Raw genomic sequence first — 15934 nt, 5'->3', positions numbered from 1 at the left:
CGATTTGTCCTTCTGGTGCTTCGTGTTACTTTCACGTTGTTTAATTTACAAGGTACACGCTCGACAGCTTCCGCTGTCCAGTGCGCTATATTTTAGCACACTCTCGTTCGCTTGTCAAGTACTTTTTTCAGAGCTTTCCAGCTCTCAGTGCTCTCATCCAAGCGGTCCGCCCTCTCGAGCGACCCGTTCATTTTACCACACTCTTTCGAGCCTGTCAAGAACTTTTTTCGAGGTTTTTCAAGGCTTTCCGCCTTCGTGCCTCAAAACTCCGTCCTTTTTGAAGTGGTCTGCTCTGTTCGAGCGAACTCGTTTAGTTTACCACGCGCTCTCACGTTTGTCAAGCACTTTTTTCATCCAGCCCCGCGGGTCCGTCCGGCTTCCGCCCGGTCTCCCCCGAAGCTTTCGGCTTCCAAAAGTACCCCTCTCACAAGGCGCTCGATTATGATACCAAGCCCAAGCCCATTTGTCAACTCCTTTTTCGACTTTCTTAGAAGTTTTTCGCAGCAGATATGAAAACGTCCTTTCCAGCCGTACCGCCGGAAAGGACGTCCATTTTCCTTATTCTCCCGCTTACAGCAGGCAGATGACCAGCAGAAGGACCATGAAGCCGATGGCCACCCACTTAGTCCAGCGGGCCAGCTTGGCATCCCAACCCTTCGCCTTGTTCTTGGCCATGAAGGTATCCGCCATACCAGAGATCGCGCCGGACAGGCCGGCACTCTTGCCGGACTGCAGCATAACGACCATGATGAGCGCCAGGGCCAACAGGACGAGGACCACGCTCAGGATCATCTTCACCACGTTACATCTTTCCTTTCGGCCCTTGTTCGGGCATCTACTTTTTGATCATGGGCATAGCAAGACACGCCCATTTTGATGCGTGTTTGTCATGATACCACAGAAGTGTTCCGATTTCAAGAGGAGCTGGGGCTTTTCCGCATATTTTCCTTGCTCCGCCGTATCTGTTCGGTCCCGATCCTCTCAGAGGATCCCATATCCGAGCCACCCTGCTGCCGCGCCAATCAGGATCCCTGCCATCACGTCTCTTGGAAAATGCACTCCGCCCAGGACCCGCGCCGCTGTCAGCAGGACAGCAGATACACTGAACACTACCCCCATCGCCGGACAGAAGTACCACCAGGTCGCGGCGATGATGGTGATGCTGAACACATGACGGCTGGGGAAAGACTTCCCTCTCGTATCCTTGTGGATCAGAGGCTCGATGTCCAACTGTTCATAGGGTCGTGGGCAGTCCCGCCATTTCCGGAACAGGCTCACCAGCACGAAGGATATCCCCGGCACCAGGAGCGCCCGCCAGAAGCGTCCGTCCCGGATCCACATGAGCCAAAGCAGGAGGATTGGATAGCAGATGTAGCAGATCCCCGTCAGCAGGTCGTTCCCCCACTTGAGCACCCGGACCCGCCCGGGCTTTCGACGGAACCACGCAGTCCACCGTTCATAGGTCTCCTCGGTCATGGGCCATCCCATCCTTTCCATTCCATCTCCATCATCCATCGGCAGTCATTATAGCCGTTTCTCCAGCCGGACACAAGGGCGGCGTTGTAATGTCCCGCCGGATGGGGTAAAATAATGCCATCCCCTGATCGTATATTCTAAGTAGTGGTGACATACCGCGAAGGAGGGATCGTCCTGATCCAGCTCTGGCTCATCCGTACTGAGGACGGCAAGTCCGCCGCCCATCCCCTTCTGGACCATATCCTGATCGGGCGTGGCATCTCCGCCCCCCGCTTCCGCACCCTTCCGGGAGGTAAACCGGTACTGGAAGGCGATCCGCCTCCGCTCCATTTCAACCTGAGCCACAGCGGCCCCTTGGTCCTCTGCGGCATCGCTCCCGCCCCCATCGGCGTGGACGTGGAGCGGATCTGCCCACGACGCCCCGGTCTCCCCCGCTATGCTCTCTCCGAAGAGGAGTTCTCCTGGTATCAGTCCCGTGGGAGCCGCTGGGAGGATTTCTACGCTCTCTGGACATTGAAGGAGAGCCGGATCAAATACACCGGTCAAGGTCTGGACCGGGCCGCCCGCTCGATCCGCGTCCCACTCCTCTCTCCGGGAGAGTCCGCCGCACTGGACGGTCTCCGGTTCCGCTCCTACAGCGGAGAGGACTGGCGTGCCGCCTGCTGTGGAGAGGAGGAGCCGCCGGGCATCCTTCTCTGCTCCGATCCACGCTCCATCTGACCTGTCATAAAGGAGTACCTATGAAAACGAACCAACAGATCCATACCATCACCGGCGTCTATCAGGCCGCCGGACGGGGCTTCGGCTTCGTCACGCCAGAGGGTGCCGCCGACCGGGAGCAGGACTTCTTCATCCCGCCTCGGATGGAGAACGGCGCCTGGAACGGAGACACCGTCTCCATCAAGCCCGACTCCGTCCAGGCCGCTCCCGGAGAGAAGCGCACCGCCAAGGTCGTGGCCATCCTCCGCCGGGGCAATCCCACTGTCACCGGCGCAGTCCGGAAGCAGGGCCGGGAAAACTGGCTCATCCCCGATGGAGACAAGCTCCGTGCCCCGGTCCAGATCGTCGGCAAGGCCAAGGTCCGCGCCGGCGATAAGATTGCCGTGAAGATGTCCGGCTACGGCACCGCCAAGCAGCCTCCTATGGGTACAGTGGCCCAGACGTTCGGCCGGGACGGCACCCGCGAGGCCGCCGTAGAGTCCATCCTCTTCGACCAGCATATCCAGCGGGAGTTCCCGCCCGAGGTCCTGGCCCTGGCAGAGCGGGCTCCGCAGACCGTGGACCCCGCCGCCCTCACCGGCCGTCTGGACCTGCGGGAGAAGTGCATCATCACGATCGACGGAGCCAGCGCCAAGGATCTGGACGACGCCGTCTCTCTGGAGCGGGATGCCCATGGCCGCCCGGTGCTGGGCGTCCACATCGCCGATGTGAGCCACTATGTGCCCATGGGTTCGCCCATGGATGTGGAGGCTTGGGAACGGGGCACCTCCGTCTATTTTGCCGATCAGGTGATCCCTATGTTGCCCAAAGCCCTCTCCAACGGCATCTGTTCCCTGAATCCCCGAGTGGACCGCCTCACCTTGTCCTGCATCATGACGCTGGACGGGAACGGCACGGTGGTGGAACATACCATCGCCAGATCCGTGATCCGCACCACGGAACGCATGACCTATGAGGACTGCAACGTCCTCCTGGCAGGCGGAGATCCGGCGCTGGCCGAGCGCTATCAGGACATCCTGCCCATGCTCCGGGACATGGCCGCCCTGGCCGGTGTGCTGGAGCGCCGCCGGAAGCTCCGGGGCAGTCTGGACTTGGAGAGCCGGGAGAACTACATCATCTGTGATGAAGAGGGCCGCCCCACCGCCATCCAGTCCCGGACCCCCGGCGTCAGTGAGGGTCTCATCGAGTCCTTCATGCTGGCCGCCAACGAGTGCGTGGCGGAGCATCTGTCCCATCTGCAAATCCCCGCCGTCTACCGGGTCCATGAGAAACCCTCCCAGGAGAAGGCCGAGGCGCTCAAGGCCATGCTGGCTCCGCTGGGCTATGCCATCCAGGAGCCGGACAATTTCTCTCTGCAAAAAGTCCTGGAGCAGGCCAAGGGCAGACCGGAGGCCTTTCTGGTGAACACCATCGTCCTCCGCTCCCTGATGAAAGCCCGCTACGATCCCCAGAACTTGGGCCACTTCGGTCTGGCCGCCCCCTATTACTGTCATTTCACCTCTCCGATCCGCCGGTATCCCGACCTGATGGTCCACCGCTCCCTCACCGCTCTGCTGGAGGGCGGACTGGAGGGTCGGTCCGGACAGAAGCTGGCCTCCGCCGTCCCCAAGGCCGCCCGACAGGCCTCGGAGCGGGAGCTGGCCGCCCAGACCGCGGAACGCGAGATCGAAAAGCGCTATCTGGCCGAGTATATGCAGGACCACATCGGCGAGGCCTTCTCCGCCGCCGTGTCCGGCGTCACCCGCTTCGGCCTTTTCCTCCTGCTGGAGAACGGCGTGGAGGGCTTCCTGCCGATTGAAGCTCTGCCGGCCGGCCGGTATGACTTCGACGAGGACCATATGACCCTCACCGGGCCGGACAAGGCGGCCTACGCCCTCGGTACGCCCCTCCGGGCCATCTGCGCTTCCGCCGATCCCGGAAGCGGCCAGATCGACCTGCGCCTCCCCGGCGTCCCGGTCCGGGAGGGCATCCCCCGCGCCGGCGAGATCGTCCGGGAGCGGCTGGAGCGTCAGGTGGGCCGCAAGCCCGGCCGGAAGCCCTCCCACCCCTCCTTCAAGGGCAGGAACAAAGGGAAACGAGGGCGGCACAGATGACGTTCCGACATCTTCTCCTGCTGTCATTCCTCTCTGTATCAGTCTTGACCGCCTGCTCCGCCGACCCGGTCCCCAGCATCGCTCCCGCCGGGACGCCCCAGTCTTCCGTTTCGTCCGTCCCTTCCGCCGCTCCGACATCGACTCCCACGCCCGCACCGGACCCGGTGGAGATCCAGCTCTCCGCCATGACCGTGGAGGAAAAGGTGGGGCAGCTCCTGGTGGCCGGTCTGGAGGGCCACGCTCCCGGGCCGGATGCCCAGACCGCCATCCGGGACTACCATGTGGGCGGACTGATCTTCTTCTCCCGCAACGTGGAGAGCGCCGCCCAGCTGGCCGCCCTCACTAACGCGGTCAAAGCGCTGAACGAAGGCGAGATCCCCCTCCTGCTCTCCGTGGATCAGGAGGGCGGCCGGGTGGAGCGGATGCCGCCGGAGGTCCTCCCGCTCCCCTCCGCCCAGACCTTCGGCGCGGCCGGGAGCACTACGATCGCCGCCCGCTTCGGCCGGGTGCTGGGGGCTGAGTGCGCCGCTTTCGGCCTGAACACAGACTATGCCCCCTCGCTGGACGTATGGTCCTCTCCCGAGAACACCGTCATCGGGGACCGCGCCTTCGGCTCCGATCCCGATACCGTGGCGGAGCTGGGCACCGCCGCCTGGCAGGGCATCACGGACCGGGGCGTCCTGCCGGTGGTGAAGCACTTCCCCGGCCACGGGGACACCGCCGTGGACTCCCATCAGGACCTGCCCGTGGTGGACAAGTCCAGGGAGGAGCTGGAGGCTCTGGAGCTGATCCCCTTCCGCACTGCCATCCGGCATCAGGCCCCGGCCGTGATGGTGGCCCATATTTTGGAGAAGGGCCTCGACCCAGACCGCCCTGCCTCCCTTTCCCCCAAGGTCGTCACGGAGCTCCTGCGGGAGGACCTCGGCTTCCAGGGGCTCGTGTTCACGGATGACCTGACCATGGGGGCCATCGTCAAGCACTATGGTGTGGGAGAGGCCGCCGTCCTTGCCGTGGAGGCCGGGTGCGACATGCTCCTGCTCTGCCACGGGGACGAGCCGCTGGCGGAGGCCCGCGCCGCCCTGCTGGACGCTGTCTCCAGCGGCCGGATCTCCGAGTCCCGTCTGGATGAGAGCGTCCGGCGGATCCTTTTTGCCAAGACCGAGTTCCGCTTCACCAACGCCCCGGTGCCCTCTCCAGACACCCTGACCATCGACGCACAGATCCGCACCCTGTTGGAGCAGCTCCCCCAGTCTTAGGCCAAATATGGCGTTCGACCCTCGTCCTCGCAAAAACGGACCGGCATCCGCCCCATCGGGCGCGGATGCCGGTCCTCTGTCTTGCCGTCCGATCAGACGTCTGTCGTCTGCCGCGGTCCTTCCATCCCCGCGAAAAGGTCTCTCTGCCTGGCCTGATAGTACACCAAGCCCACCAGATCCGCCAGGATCCAGCCGATCGGCACGGACCACCAGATGCCCCGCACGCCCACCGCCGGGATGGCGGACAGCGTATAGGCCAGCAATACCCGGGTCCCCAGCGAGACGATCGTCAGCAGCACCGACATCCCAGGCCGCTCCAGCGCCCGGTAGATGCCATAGAACAGGAACAGGCACCCGATGCCCCAATAGAACGCTCCCTCGATCCGCAGATACTGCGCCCCGATGGCCAGGATCTCGGTCTCCTCCGGGGACACGAAGATCGTCATCAGCGGTCGGGCCAGCAGGCACACCGCCGCCGAAACGATCACACAGAACACCGCCGCGATCGCCGCCGCCCGCCGGATCCCGGTCCGGATCCGCTCCGGCTTCCGTGCCCCATAGTTTTGAGCCACGAAGGTAGAGAAGGCATTGCCAAGATCCTGCACCGGCATATAGGCGAAGGAATCGATCTTCACCGCCGCGGCGAAGGCCGCCATCACCGTGGTACCGAAGGAGTTCACCCGTCCCTGGACTAGCAGGATGCCGAAGTTCATCACCGACTGTTGGAGGCAGGTCAGCAGGGAGAACTGTCCGATCTCCCGTACCCGCTCCCGGCGGAGCCGGCACAGACGCTGTTCCGGCCGGAGCCATGGGAAACGCCGCCAGGTATAGACCCCGATCCCGATGCCGGAGAGATACTGGGCGATCACCGTGGCCCAGGCCGCTCCGGCCACGCCCCACCGGAAGCCCAGCACGAACAGCAGGTCCAGGCCGATGTTCAGCAGGGCGCTCACCGCCAAAAACAACACCGGAGCCGCCGAGTTCCCCACCGCCCGCAGGAGGGAGGCGAACCAATTATAGAGGAAGGTGGCCAGGATCCCCCAGAACACCGCCCACAGATAGGTCCGCATCAGGGGATAGGTGTCCTCTGGCACCTGGAGCAGGGACATGATCGGATCCAGGAACAGGAACACTGCCCCGTTCACCACCAGCGCCGCCGCTCCGATCAGCACGAAGGAGGTGAAGAGGCTCTCCTGGAGCTTTTCCCGTTCCCCTGCCCCGTGGCGGATGGAGAATACCGCGCCGCTACCCATGCACATCCCCAGCAGGATAGAGGTCAGGAAGGTCATCAGCGTATAGGAGGATCCCACCGCCGCCAGAGCGGTCGGCCCCAGGGCACGTCCCACGATCAGAGTGTCCGCGATGTTGTAGCACTGCTGGAGCAGGTCTCCCGCGATCATAGGTAGGGCAAAGAGGAGCATCGTCTTGACGACAGGCCCCCGGGTCAGATCGCCGTGCATGGGCGTCCCCTCCTTCTCGATCTCTGTTTCTCGATCCGTGTTTCCATATCATTCCTATGATATCACACATCAGTGGAAAGGGAAATAGGTCCCATGTGCGGAATTTTCCGTCTTTTTTGAAAAAATCCCTTGACTTTCCCCGTCGATCCGATATAATAGTAGAGCTTGTTCGAATGAACGAGCACATCCTTGCCCCTGCAAGCGGCAGGGGCCATATGTCCATAAGGAGGTGCAACGAAATGGCAAAACTGAACGCGAACTACGAGGCCGTCTACATCCTCGATCCCAGCCTGACCGAGGAGGCTACCGCCGCTCTGGTGGCCAAGTTCAAGGGTCTGGTGGAGAACAACGGCACTCTGGCTGAGGTCGACGAGTGGGGCAAGCGTCATCTGGCGTATCCCATCAACGACCTGAACGAGGGCTACTATGTGCTGATGACCTTCAGCTCCGCTCCCGCCTTCCCCCAGGAGCTGGACCGTATCTTCCGTATCACCGACGGTGTGATGCGCTCCCTCATCGTCTGCAAGGACGACTAAGGAGGCAGCTATGCTGAACCGTATCATCCTGATGGGTCGCCTGACCCGTGATCCCGAGCTCCGCCATACTCAGACGGGCACCGCTGTGGCGTCCTTCTCTCTGGCGGTGGACCGGGACTTCAAGGATAAGCAGACCGGCGAGAAGGCCACCGATTTCATCGACATCGTGGCCTGGCGCAGCACGGCGGAGTTCGTCTCCCGTTATTTCACCAAGGGCCGCATGGCCGTGGTGGAGGGCCGGCTCCAGCTCCGTGACTGGACCGACCAGAACGGCAATAAGCGCCGTTCCGCGGAGGTCGTGGCGGACAATGTGTACTTCGGCGACTCCAAGCGGGACGCCGAGGCCGCCGGGGCCTATGCCCCTCCGCCCGCCTATGGCGGCTACAGCGCCCCTGCTCCTCAGCAGGCCGCGCCTGCCGCGCCCGCCTACTCCGCGCCTCTCAGCGGCGGCGATCAGTTCGCCGACCTGTCTGATGACGACGGAGAGCTCCCCTTCTGATAAGGATCGGGGGCCGAGCTTCAAGACTCAGCCGGATCTTCCGGCTTAGCGTCTCTGACGCTATCCCCGCTCCGCAGAGCCGTTCCTGCCCTGTGGAAGCATTCGTTGAAAGGAGTACTGTACCATGGCTATGGATAGAGAGCGTCCCCGCGGCCGCAAGCGCCGCAAGGTCTGCACCTTCTGTGTGGACAAGGTGGAGCACATCGACTACAAGGATGCGGCCAAGCTGCGCCGTTTCCTGTCTGAGCGTTCCAAGATCCTTCCCCGCCGGACCACCGGTACCTGCGCGATGCATCAGCGCCAGCTGACTGAGGCCATCAAGCGTGCCCGTCAGATCGCCCTGCTGCCCTTCGTGACCGACTAATCATCGGATCCACAGCGGACCAGCCCTCGTGGCTGGTCCGCTTTTTTTGCCCATTTTCCCATTTTTTTGCTTTTCATCCTTTTCGTATTTGAAATTTCATTGTATAACTTGACCTCTATTTCTTTCTGTCATATAATAACTATATGAATTTTGGCGATCCACCGTCGCCAAGATCCAGAGCGAATTGAAGAAGGATAATAAAGAGAGGAGAAACCCACCATGGCACAAGTACCAAAGGAGACGAGCCGCTCCCTGTACGTCTATGAAAGCGATCCGCCTATCCGCAAAGCCCTTCCGATCTCCCTCCAGCACATCATGGCGATGTTCCTGGGGACCATCACCGTCCCCATCGTCATCGCCGGAGCCGCTGGAGCCGACCCGGCGACCAAGACCCTGATGATCCAGTATTCCCTGATGATGTCCGCCTTCGCCACCCTGATCCAGCTCTTCCCGCTGGGCCCGGTGGGCTCCCGGTTGCCCATCATCTTCTGTGCGGGCTTCACCTGTGTCCCCGTGTTCACCCCTATCGCCGCCCAGTATGGTCTGCCCGGCGTGTTCGGCGCCCAGGTCCTCTGCGGTGTCCTGTCCATGGTGCTTGGCCTCTGCGTAGGCAAGCTGCATAAGTTCTTCCCCTCTATCGTCACTGGCACCATCATCCTGTCCATCGGCCTGTCCCTGTACCCCATCGCTCTGAAGTACATGGCCGGTGGTGCCAGCTCTCCCAGCTACGGCGCTCTCCAGAACTGGCTGGTGGCCTTCCTGACGCTGGCCGCAGTCCTGCTCTTCAACCTGTTGGGCAAGGGCGTGGTCAAAATGGCCTCCATCCTGCTGGGCTCCGCCGTGGGCTATGTGATCGCGCTGGCTCTGGGCATGGTCAGCTTCGACGGCGTGGCCTCTGCCAATTGGATCGCGCTGCCAAAGCCCTTCTACTTCGGCATACCTGTGTTCGACCTCTCCATGGTCCTCCCCATCGTGCTGATCACGGTGGTCAACGTGATCCAGGCCGTGGGCGACATGAGCGGCACCACCGTGGGCGGCTATGACCGTGAGCCCTCCGGCAAGGAACTCACCGGCGGCGTCCTAGCCTCCGGCCTCGCCACCCTGGTGGGCGCCGTGTTCGGTGTCCCCGTGGTGTCCTCTTACAGCCAAAACGTGGGCATCGTGTCCATGACCAAGATCGTCAGCCGCCGGGTGATGACCATCGCCGCCGGTATCATGCTGGCCTTTGGCGTGATCCCCAAGTTCAGCGCCCTCATGTCCACCCTGCCCTCCCCCGTCATCGGAGGCGGTACTCTGATCGTGTTCGGCATGATCACACTGACCGGTCTGAAGCTCCTGACCGTCAAGCCCCTCACCGCCCGTGACAGCACCATCGTAGGCGTCTCCATCGCCCTAGGCATGGGCCTGTCCACGCTGGCCGGCACCCCCGCTCTGGAAAACTTCCCCAGTCTGGCCCAGACCCTGCTGACCAGCCCTGTGGTGGTAGCCGGCATCGTGTCCTTCATCCTCAACCTCATCGCTCCCAACAAGACCGCTGAGGAAGAGGCCAAGGAGCGCGCCGACCTGGACGCCTGACCGTTCCCCCTTCTCCATAGGCAAAACGCTCCCGCCGGACTCCTTTTCAGAGTCCGGCGGGAGCGTTCTCTTTCATCTCGTCTTTGCCAACGGAAGGCTGACACGGAAGGTGGATCCCTCATCCAGCTTGCTGGTGAGCCGGATGGTGCCGTGGTACAGGGCCACGATGTGCTTCACGATGGCCAGGCCCAGCCCGGTACCGCCCGCCTTCCGGGAACGGCCCTTGTCCACCCGGTAGAACCGCTCGAACACCCGCTTCTGGGCCTCCTCCGGGATGCCGATGCCGGTGTCGGACACGGTGATCACCGCCTCCTCGCCCGCAGGCTCCACCGTGACGGTGAGCATGCCGCCGGGACGGTTGTACTTGATGCCGTTCTCCATCAGATTGAGGATCACCTCTTTGAGCCGGTCCTCCGGGATGGCCGCCCGGCACTCAGTCCCTTCCACATGGATGGTCACGCCGTTCTCCTGGGCCTTCAGGTCCAACAGCTCTGCCGTCTCCCGGACAGCGGCCAGCACCGATGCGGCGCCCCCGTCCTGTTCCATGGTCACAGACTCCAGCCTGGAGAGCTCCAGGATGTCGTTGATCAGGTCGATCAGCCGGTCCACCTCCACGCTGATCAGTGCGGCGAACCGCTTTTGGTCCTCCGGAGAGGCCACCATGCCGGAGGCCAGCATATCGCTGAACCCCTTGATGGAGGTCAGGGGGGTCTTGAGCTCGTGAGACACGTTGGCGGTGAAATCCGCCCGGATCTGTTCCGCCCGCTTCAGCTCCGTCACGTCGGAGATCAGCACCGAGGTGCCTACGTTCTGCCCGGCGTACTGATGACTGGATACCGGTGACAGGAAAAAGCGCAGGCTCCTGCCCTGCTCCGGCAGGTCGTCCACGTCCATGAGGACGGCGTTCTTCTCTCGGTGGCACTCCGCTGCCGCCTCCCTCAGGCGGCGGCTCCGGGTGAGGACCAGGAGCCCGGCGGCGTCCTTGGAGTCCTCCGGCACGCCGAAGAGGCTCCGGGCCGCCCGGTTGCTGGCCAGCAGGCTCCCCTGCTCGTCCAGCAGGAGGAGCCCCTCGTCCATGCAGTCCAGGATCAGCGATACCTTGTTGCGCTCGGTCGTCAGGTTCTGGATCGACGCGCTCAGCTGTTCCACCAGCGTGTCGATATACCGCAGGATCGGCCGGAGCTCATCGTCTCCCCGGAACACGTCCAGCGAGCTGGTGGAGGCCCCGGAGATCGCGCCGGTGAGGGCGTTGCCCACGGCGGCCAGGGGTTCCAACACCCGGCGGGCCATCCGCCGGGACAGGGCCAGCGCCAGCGCCAGGCCCACCAGCGAGGCGGCCAGGAGCCCGGCGGCGTTCTGCCAGACCAGCTCGTCGATGGAGGACAACGGCACCGACGCCCGGCCGATCATGCCGTCGGTGAAGCGCCTGGCCACATACAGCATGGGCACTCCCACGGTGTCCGAAGCGCGCACGTCCTCGCCCCACCCGGAGGACCGGGCTGTGATCACCTCCGGCCGGCCGGCGTGGTCCTCCAGTTCCTGCGCATCGGCTTTGGTGTCCACCAGCACCCTTCCCTCGGAGGTGATGATGGTGAGCCGTTTGTCCGGGGCCGCCTGCCGAAATTGTTCTGCGGCGCTCTCCGGGTCGGTGATCTGGCTCTCGCTGTCCATCAGGATCAGGAGCTCCCGCAGGTTCTCCGAGGCATCCGCCCGCTCCTCCCGGAACAGGAGCCAGCATCCCAGGCCGTTGGAGACCAGCAGGGCCGCCAGCACGATACATAGTGTAGAAAGGATGAGCCGTCGCTTCATCTCCCCGCCTCCTCAGTTCATCTTATAGCCCACGCCCCGGACCGTGGCGATCACGTCGTCCCCCAGCTTCTGCCGCAGGGCCTTGATATGCATATCCACCGTGCGGGTCTCCCCGGTGAAGTCGTAGTCCCACACTGCCCGCAGGATCTCGTCCCGGCTCAGCACCGCCCCCCGGTGGAGCGCCAGCAGACGCAGGAGCTCGAACTCCTTGTAGGTCAGCTCCACCTGCTCCCCGCTCTTCCGCACGATCCGGGCGGCGGTGTCGATCTCCAGATCCCCGCACCGGAGGACTGGGGACTCCCGCCGGGTCCGGCGGAGCACCGCCTTGATCCGGGCCTGGAGCTCCATGAGTCCGAAGGGCTTGACCACATAGTCGTCCGCGCCGCTCTCCAGACCGGTCACCCGGTCCATCTCCGCCGTCCGGGCGGTGAGCATGATCGCCGGCACGTCGGCCGTGGTGCGGCTCCCCCGCAGGCGGCGGAGGATCTCCAGCCCATCCATGCCCGGCAGCATGATGTCCAGCAGATAGATCGACGGGGCGGAGCGTCCCTGCTCGCCCGCGAAGAACTCCTCTCCGCTCTCATAGGCCCGGACTTCGCTCCCGGTGGACTGGAAATAGTAGCGCAGCATCTCCCGGATACTGCTGTCGTCCTCGACGACCACGATCATATCTGCATTGGCGGACATGGATGGAATGCCTCCCTCTTCGTATCAGCGCTCAGACCGGCTCGATGCTGCCGGTGACGCAGTAAATCGCCCACTGGGCGATGTTGACCGCGTGGTCCGCGATCCGCTCCAGGTACTTGGCGATGATGATCAGGTCGATGGCCCGGTCGGCGCTCTCCCGGTCCTCCCGGATCAGCGTGACCAGTTCTCCCTTGACCTCCCGGAAAAGCGCGTCCACCGCGTCATCCATGCCGATGACCTCATGGGCGGCGCCCTCCTCCCGGTTGGCATAGGCGAAGATGGCCCGCTTGACCATGGAGGATGCCTTCCGGCTCATCTCCCGGATGTGGTCGGGCACCGGGCCCTCCCTGGCCAGGAGCAGGGAGATCTCCGCGATGTTGGCGCATTGGTCTCCGATCCGCTGGAGGTCCGTCACCATCTTCAGTGCGGCGGAGATCGTCCGCAGGTCCCGGGCCACCGGCTGCTGCTGGAGCAGGAGCCGGAGACAGCGGTTCTCGATCTCCCGCTCGTTCTGGTCCATGTTCTGAGTCATGGCCGTGGCCTCCCGGGCCTGCCGGTCGTCCGGAGCGGCCAGAGAGGCCGTCACCAGATCGATCGCGTCCTCGGCCGCGGCGGCCATATCGATCATCTCCGCGCCCAGCTCCTGGAGCTCGGCGTCGAACGTCTTGCGCATGTTCGTGTTCCCTCCTGTCTATTATGACGGCTCAGCGGCCGTTCCGCAAGGGCAAACCGCCCATCATCCGAACCGGCCGGTGATATAGTCCTCCGTCCGCTTGTCCTTGGGGACGGAGAAGAGGTCGGTCGTGTTGCCGTACTCGATCAGCTCGCCCAACAGGAAGAAGGCGCACTGGTCGGAGATCCGGGTGGCCTGCTGCATATTGTGGGTCACGATCACGATCGTGTATCTGCTCTTCAGGTCGGAGATCAGATCCTCGATCTTCGAGGTGGAGATGGGGTCCAGCGCGGAAGTGGCTTCGTCCATCAGCAGGACGTCGGGCTCCACGGCCAGGGCCCGGGCGATGCAGATCCTCTGCTGCTGGCCGCCGGAGAGGCCCAGGGCGGACTTTTTCAGCCGGTCCTTCACCTCGTCCCAGATCGCCGCGCCCCGGAGGGACTGCTCCACGATGTCGTCCAGCTGACTCTTGTTCCGGATGCCGTGGGTCCGGGGACCATAGGCGATGTTGTCGTAGATCGACATGGGGAAGGGGTTTGGCTTCTGGAACACCATGCCGATCTGCCGGCGGAGCCAGGTCACGTCCACCGAAGGCGCGTAGATGTCCTGTCCCCGGTAGGAGACGGTGCCCTCGATCCGCACGCCGGGGACCAAGTCGTTCATCCGGTCCAGGGTCTTGAGGAAGGTGGACTTGCCGCATCCGGAGGGGCCGATCAGGGCGGTGACCCGCTTCTCCTGGATATCGATGTCCACGTCCTTCAGGGCGTGGGCGGCGCCGTAGTAGAGGTTCAGCTTCTGGGCGGACAGGACCGCGCTCCCCTGGCGGTCCTCCCGCAGATCATCCATATCTGTCATAGTCGTTTTCTCCTTCAGTTCTGGCGGAGCCGGCGTCCCACCAGCTTGGCGGCCAGGTTTATCACAAGGGTCAGCAGCATGAGGATCGCGGCGATGCCGAAGGCTACGTCGAACTCCGCCCGCTCCTTGGCGTACACATACAGCGCCACGGTCAGAGTCGCGCCGGAGCTGTGCAGGAAGCCGTTGGCGGTGAAGAGATCGTTCAGCGTCATGCCCATGCCGGCGGTGAAGAGCAGGGCGGCCGATTCGCCCACGATCCGGCCCACCGCCAGGATACAGCCGGTGACGATGCCGTCGATCGACGCGGGCAGGACGATGGTGCGGATCATGTGCCATTTGCCGGAACCCAGGCCCAGGGCCCCCTCCCGGTAGCTCTGCGGCACGGTCTTGAGGGACTCCTGCGTGGTGCGGATGATGGTGGGCAGGGTCATGATCACCAGCGTCAGCGCTCCGGCCAGCAGGGATTTCCCGAGAGAGAGGAAGTTGCAGAAGAAGAGCATGCCCACCAGGCCGAAGATAATGGACGGGATGCCGGTCAGGGTCTCCGTGGCGAATTCGATGGCGGCCACTAGCCTCCGGTTCTGCGCGTATTCAGTCAGGTACACCGCCGCGCCCACGCCCAGGGGCAGGGTGATCACCAGCGTCACCGCCACGATGAACACCGTGTTCACGATGTTGGGCAGGATACCGATGCTGTCCTTGATGTAGCTGGGCTTGGTGCTCAGGAGCTCCCAAGTCACATGGGGCAGGCCCTTGATGAAGATGTACCCGATGATGAACAGGAGCAGGGCACAGGTCAGGAGGGCGCTCAGATAGAGGAGCGCCCGGAGGATGCGGTCATAGGCCCGGCGGGAGCCGGAAAGCGTCTGTGTTCCCATGGTATGTATCATTCCTTTTCTACGGTCAGTCGTCCCCGCCCCGCTTCAGCAGGCTGTTCAGGATCACATTGATCAGCATGATGAAGAGGAACAGCACCAGAGCGATGGAGAAGAGGGCCTGCTGCTGGAGGGAGCCCACGGCGGCATAGCTCATCTCACTGGCCACGGCGGTGGTCAGGAAGCGGACAGAGGAGAAGAGCGAGGGCATATTGGCTACGTTGCCGGCCACCATGATGACGGCCATGGCCTCTCCGATGGCCCGGCCGATGCCCATGACGATGGAGGCCGCGATGCCGCTCTTGGCGGCGGGGACGGACACCCGGAAATAGGTCTCGATCTCGGTGGCGCCCAGTGCCAGGCTGGCCTCCTCATACTCCCGCGGCACTGCCTGGAGGGCGGTCTCGGATACGGAGACGATGGAGGGCAGGATCATCACCGCCAGCACCAGGATAGCGCAGAACAAGCTGGCGCCGTCCGGCAGGTGGAAGAGCTCCCGCACGGCGGGGACCAGCACCATCATGCCGATCAGGCCATACACCACGGAGGGGATGCCCGCCAGCAGCTCGATGGCGGGGCGGACCACCGCCGCCAGACGGGGCGGCGCCGCCTTGGCCAGGAACACGGCGGTCAGGAAGCCCACCGGCACGCCGATCAGGATGGCGCCTGCGGTGCCGTAGATCGACGTGAGGATGAAGGGCAGGATCCCGAACTGAGGCTCCGCCGCCGTAGAGGCCCAAGTGGTCCCGAAGAGGAACTTCGTCGGGCCGATCTGGGCGATGGCGGGGATGCCGGAGAGGATCAGATAGACGCTGATGAAGAGGACGAAGCCGATGGAGATGAGGCCGCACAGCAGGAACACGGCCTGCATCCCCCGCTCCACGGCCCGCTTGGGGCTGGTACGCATGGCCTGGGCGGCGGGCTTCGCCGTGGGCTTCAGGCCGGGCAGAGAGGCATCCATGGGAATAGGTCCCACCTTTCTATCGTTGGAAGTCATGATCGCTCCTTCTATGGGAGCGCCCCCGGACGGCGGCGGCACACGTCGCTCCGCCGCCC

At 63.6% G+C, this 15934-nt stretch carries 16 protein-coding genes; 7 read left to right on the top strand and 9 right to left on the bottom strand.

The features are described from left to right. Positions 1–570: 570 nt before the first annotated feature. Entirely contained in the window at positions 571–792 is a 222-nt protein-coding gene (secG, locus tag KQI12_RS09800; protein WP_216572926.1) for a preprotein translocase subunit SecG, read from the bottom strand. A 189-nt stretch (positions 793–981) separates the two neighbouring features. After that, the gene (locus KQI12_RS09795) at positions 982–1476 is read right to left on the bottom strand and encodes a phosphatase PAP2 family protein (RefSeq protein WP_216572899.1); all 495 of its coding nucleotides are present in this window, start codon (positions 1474–1476) and stop codon (positions 982–984) included. Between the two features lie 147 nt (positions 1477–1623). Here KQI12_RS09795 and KQI12_RS09790 point away from each other — a divergent pair, with 147 nt between their 5' ends. The 3 genes from KQI12_RS09790 to nagZ are packed head-to-tail and all read left to right on the top strand — an operon-like array spanning position 1624 to position 5545. Next, positions 1624–2196, top strand: a complete 573-nt coding sequence (locus tag KQI12_RS09790) for a 4'-phosphopantetheinyl transferase superfamily protein (RefSeq protein WP_371818008.1) — start codon at positions 1624–1626, stop codon at positions 2194–2196. Positions 2197–2216: 20 nt separating this feature from the next. Next, positions 2217–4289 (top strand): ribonuclease R, encoded by a 2073-nt coding sequence (gene rnr / locus KQI12_RS09785; protein ID WP_216572897.1) that lies wholly within the window; start codon positions 2217–2219, stop codon positions 4287–4289. After that, positions 4286–5545, top strand: a complete 1260-nt coding sequence (nagZ, locus tag KQI12_RS09780; RefSeq protein WP_216572895.1) for a beta-N-acetylhexosaminidase — start codon at positions 4286–4288, stop codon at positions 5543–5545. Before rnr ends, nagZ begins: the two co-directional genes overlap by 4 nt. 92 nt (positions 5546–5637) lie before the next feature. On the opposite strand, the gene KQI12_RS09775 is transcribed toward nagZ, so the two are convergent. Beyond that, positions 5638–7005 (bottom strand): MATE family efflux transporter, encoded by a 1368-nt coding sequence (locus tag KQI12_RS09775; RefSeq protein ID WP_216572893.1) that lies wholly within the window; start codon positions 7003–7005, stop codon positions 5638–5640. Between the two features lie 239 nt (positions 7006–7244). Here KQI12_RS09775 and rpsF point away from each other — a divergent pair, with 239 nt between their 5' ends. The 4 genes from rpsF (at position 7245) to KQI12_RS09755 (ending at position 9979) form a co-directional block, all read left to right on the top strand. Continuing rightward, entirely contained in the window at positions 7245–7541 is a 297-nt protein-coding gene (gene rpsF, locus KQI12_RS09770; protein ID WP_216572891.1) for a 30S ribosomal protein S6, read from the top strand. A gap of 10 nt (positions 7542–7551) precedes the next feature. Next, positions 7552–8040 carry a single-stranded DNA-binding protein gene (locus tag KQI12_RS09765; protein ID WP_216572889.1) on the top strand — a complete coding sequence of 163 codons (489 nt, stop codon included), beginning with the start codon at positions 7552–7554 and terminating at the stop codon, positions 8038–8040. Positions 8041–8164: 124 nt separating this feature from the next. After that, positions 8165–8404 carry a 30S ribosomal protein S18 gene (rpsR, locus tag KQI12_RS09760; protein WP_087238992.1) on the top strand — a complete coding sequence of 80 codons (240 nt, stop codon included), beginning with the start codon at positions 8165–8167 and terminating at the stop codon, positions 8402–8404. A 219-nt stretch (positions 8405–8623) separates the two neighbouring features. After that, the gene (locus KQI12_RS09755) at positions 8624–9979 is read left to right on the top strand and encodes a uracil-xanthine permease family protein (protein WP_216572887.1); all 1356 of its coding nucleotides are present in this window, start codon (positions 8624–8626) and stop codon (positions 9977–9979) included. A 72-nt stretch (positions 9980–10051) separates the two neighbouring features. Here KQI12_RS09755 and KQI12_RS09750 read toward each other — a convergent pair whose 3' ends face one another. From KQI12_RS09750 to pstC, 6 genes are all read right to left on the bottom strand, one after another. After that, positions 10052–11788, bottom strand: a complete 1737-nt coding sequence (locus KQI12_RS09750) for a cell wall metabolism sensor histidine kinase WalK (RefSeq protein ID WP_216572885.1) — start codon at positions 11786–11788, stop codon at positions 10052–10054. Positions 11789–11800: 12 nt separating this feature from the next. Beyond that, on the bottom strand, positions 11801–12457 hold the full coding sequence (locus KQI12_RS09745; protein WP_216572883.1) for a response regulator transcription factor: 657 nt from the start codon (positions 12455–12457) through the stop codon (positions 11801–11803). 49 nt (positions 12458–12506) lie between these two features. Continuing rightward, positions 12507–13148, bottom strand: coding sequence for a phosphate signaling complex protein PhoU (gene phoU / locus KQI12_RS09740; RefSeq protein WP_216572881.1), 642 nt, complete (start codon positions 13146–13148; stop codon positions 12507–12509). A gap of 63 nt (positions 13149–13211) precedes the next feature. Continuing rightward, positions 13212–13994: a phosphate ABC transporter ATP-binding protein PstB gene (pstB, locus tag KQI12_RS09735; protein WP_216572922.1), complete on the bottom strand. Its 783-nt coding sequence runs from the start codon at positions 13992–13994 to the stop codon at positions 13212–13214. 23 nt (positions 13995–14017) lie between these two features. Next, positions 14018–14881 (bottom strand): phosphate ABC transporter permease PstA, encoded by an 864-nt coding sequence (pstA, locus tag KQI12_RS09730; protein WP_216572879.1) that lies wholly within the window; start codon positions 14879–14881, stop codon positions 14018–14020. 25 nt (positions 14882–14906) lie between these two features. Next, positions 14907–15785, bottom strand: a complete 879-nt coding sequence (pstC, locus tag KQI12_RS09725; RefSeq protein WP_216572920.1) for a phosphate ABC transporter permease subunit PstC — start codon at positions 15783–15785, stop codon at positions 14907–14909. Between the last annotated feature and the right edge of the window lie 149 nt (positions 15786–15934).

The sequence above is a fragment of the Pseudoflavonifractor sp. MSJ-37 genome, from assembly GCF_018917965.1.
Classification (GTDB): Bacteria; Bacillota; Clostridia; order Oscillospirales; family Oscillospiraceae; genus Pseudoflavonifractor_A.
Note: the sequence above shows the minus strand (reverse complement) of the source record. Positions and strands in the feature narration are given on the sequence as shown.

What these genes read in the sequence shown, in the direction of transcription:
- secG (WP_216572926.1), bottom strand. Translation starts at nt 792, where the DNA reads ATGATCCTGAGCGTGGTCCTCGTCCTGTTGGCCCTGGCGCTCATCATG.
- KQI12_RS09795 (WP_216572899.1), bottom strand. Translation starts at nt 1,476, where the DNA reads ATGACCGAGGAGACCTATGAACGGTGGACTGCGTGGTTCCGTCGAAAG.
- rnr (WP_216572897.1), top strand. Translation starts at nt 2,217, where the DNA reads ATGAAAACGAACCAACAGATCCATACCATCACCGGCGTCTATCAGGCC.
- nagZ (WP_216572895.1), top strand. Translation starts at nt 4,286, where the DNA reads ATGACGTTCCGACATCTTCTCCTGCTGTCATTCCTCTCTGTATCAGTC.
- KQI12_RS09775 (WP_216572893.1), bottom strand. Translation starts at nt 7,005, where the DNA reads ATGCACGGCGATCTGACCCGGGGGCCTGTCGTCAAGACGATGCTCCTC.
- rpsF (WP_216572891.1), top strand. Translation starts at nt 7,245, where the DNA reads ATGGCAAAACTGAACGCGAACTACGAGGCCGTCTACATCCTCGATCCC.
- KQI12_RS09765 (WP_216572889.1), top strand. Translation starts at nt 7,552, where the DNA reads ATGCTGAACCGTATCATCCTGATGGGTCGCCTGACCCGTGATCCCGAG.
- rpsR (WP_087238992.1), top strand. Translation starts at nt 8,165, where the DNA reads ATGGCTATGGATAGAGAGCGTCCCCGCGGCCGCAAGCGCCGCAAGGTC.
- KQI12_RS09755 (WP_216572887.1), top strand. Translation starts at nt 8,624, where the DNA reads ATGGCACAAGTACCAAAGGAGACGAGCCGCTCCCTGTACGTCTATGAA.
- KQI12_RS09750 (WP_216572885.1), bottom strand. Translation starts at nt 11,788, where the DNA reads ATGAAGCGACGGCTCATCCTTTCTACACTATGTATCGTGCTGGCGGCC.
- KQI12_RS09745 (WP_216572883.1), bottom strand. Translation starts at nt 12,457, where the DNA reads ATGATCGTGGTCGTCGAGGACGACAGCAGTATCCGGGAGATGCTGCGC.
- phoU (WP_216572881.1), bottom strand. Translation starts at nt 13,148, where the DNA reads ATGCGCAAGACGTTCGACGCCGAGCTCCAGGAGCTGGGCGCGGAGATG.
- pstB (WP_216572922.1), bottom strand. Translation starts at nt 13,994, where the DNA reads ATGGATGATCTGCGGGAGGACCGCCAGGGGAGCGCGGTCCTGTCCGCC.
- pstA (WP_216572879.1), bottom strand. Translation starts at nt 14,881, where the DNA reads ATGGGAACACAGACGCTTTCCGGCTCCCGCCGGGCCTATGACCGCATC.
- pstC (WP_216572920.1), bottom strand. Translation starts at nt 15,785, where the DNA reads ATGCGTACCAGCCCCAAGCGGGCCGTGGAGCGGGGGATGCAGGCCGTG.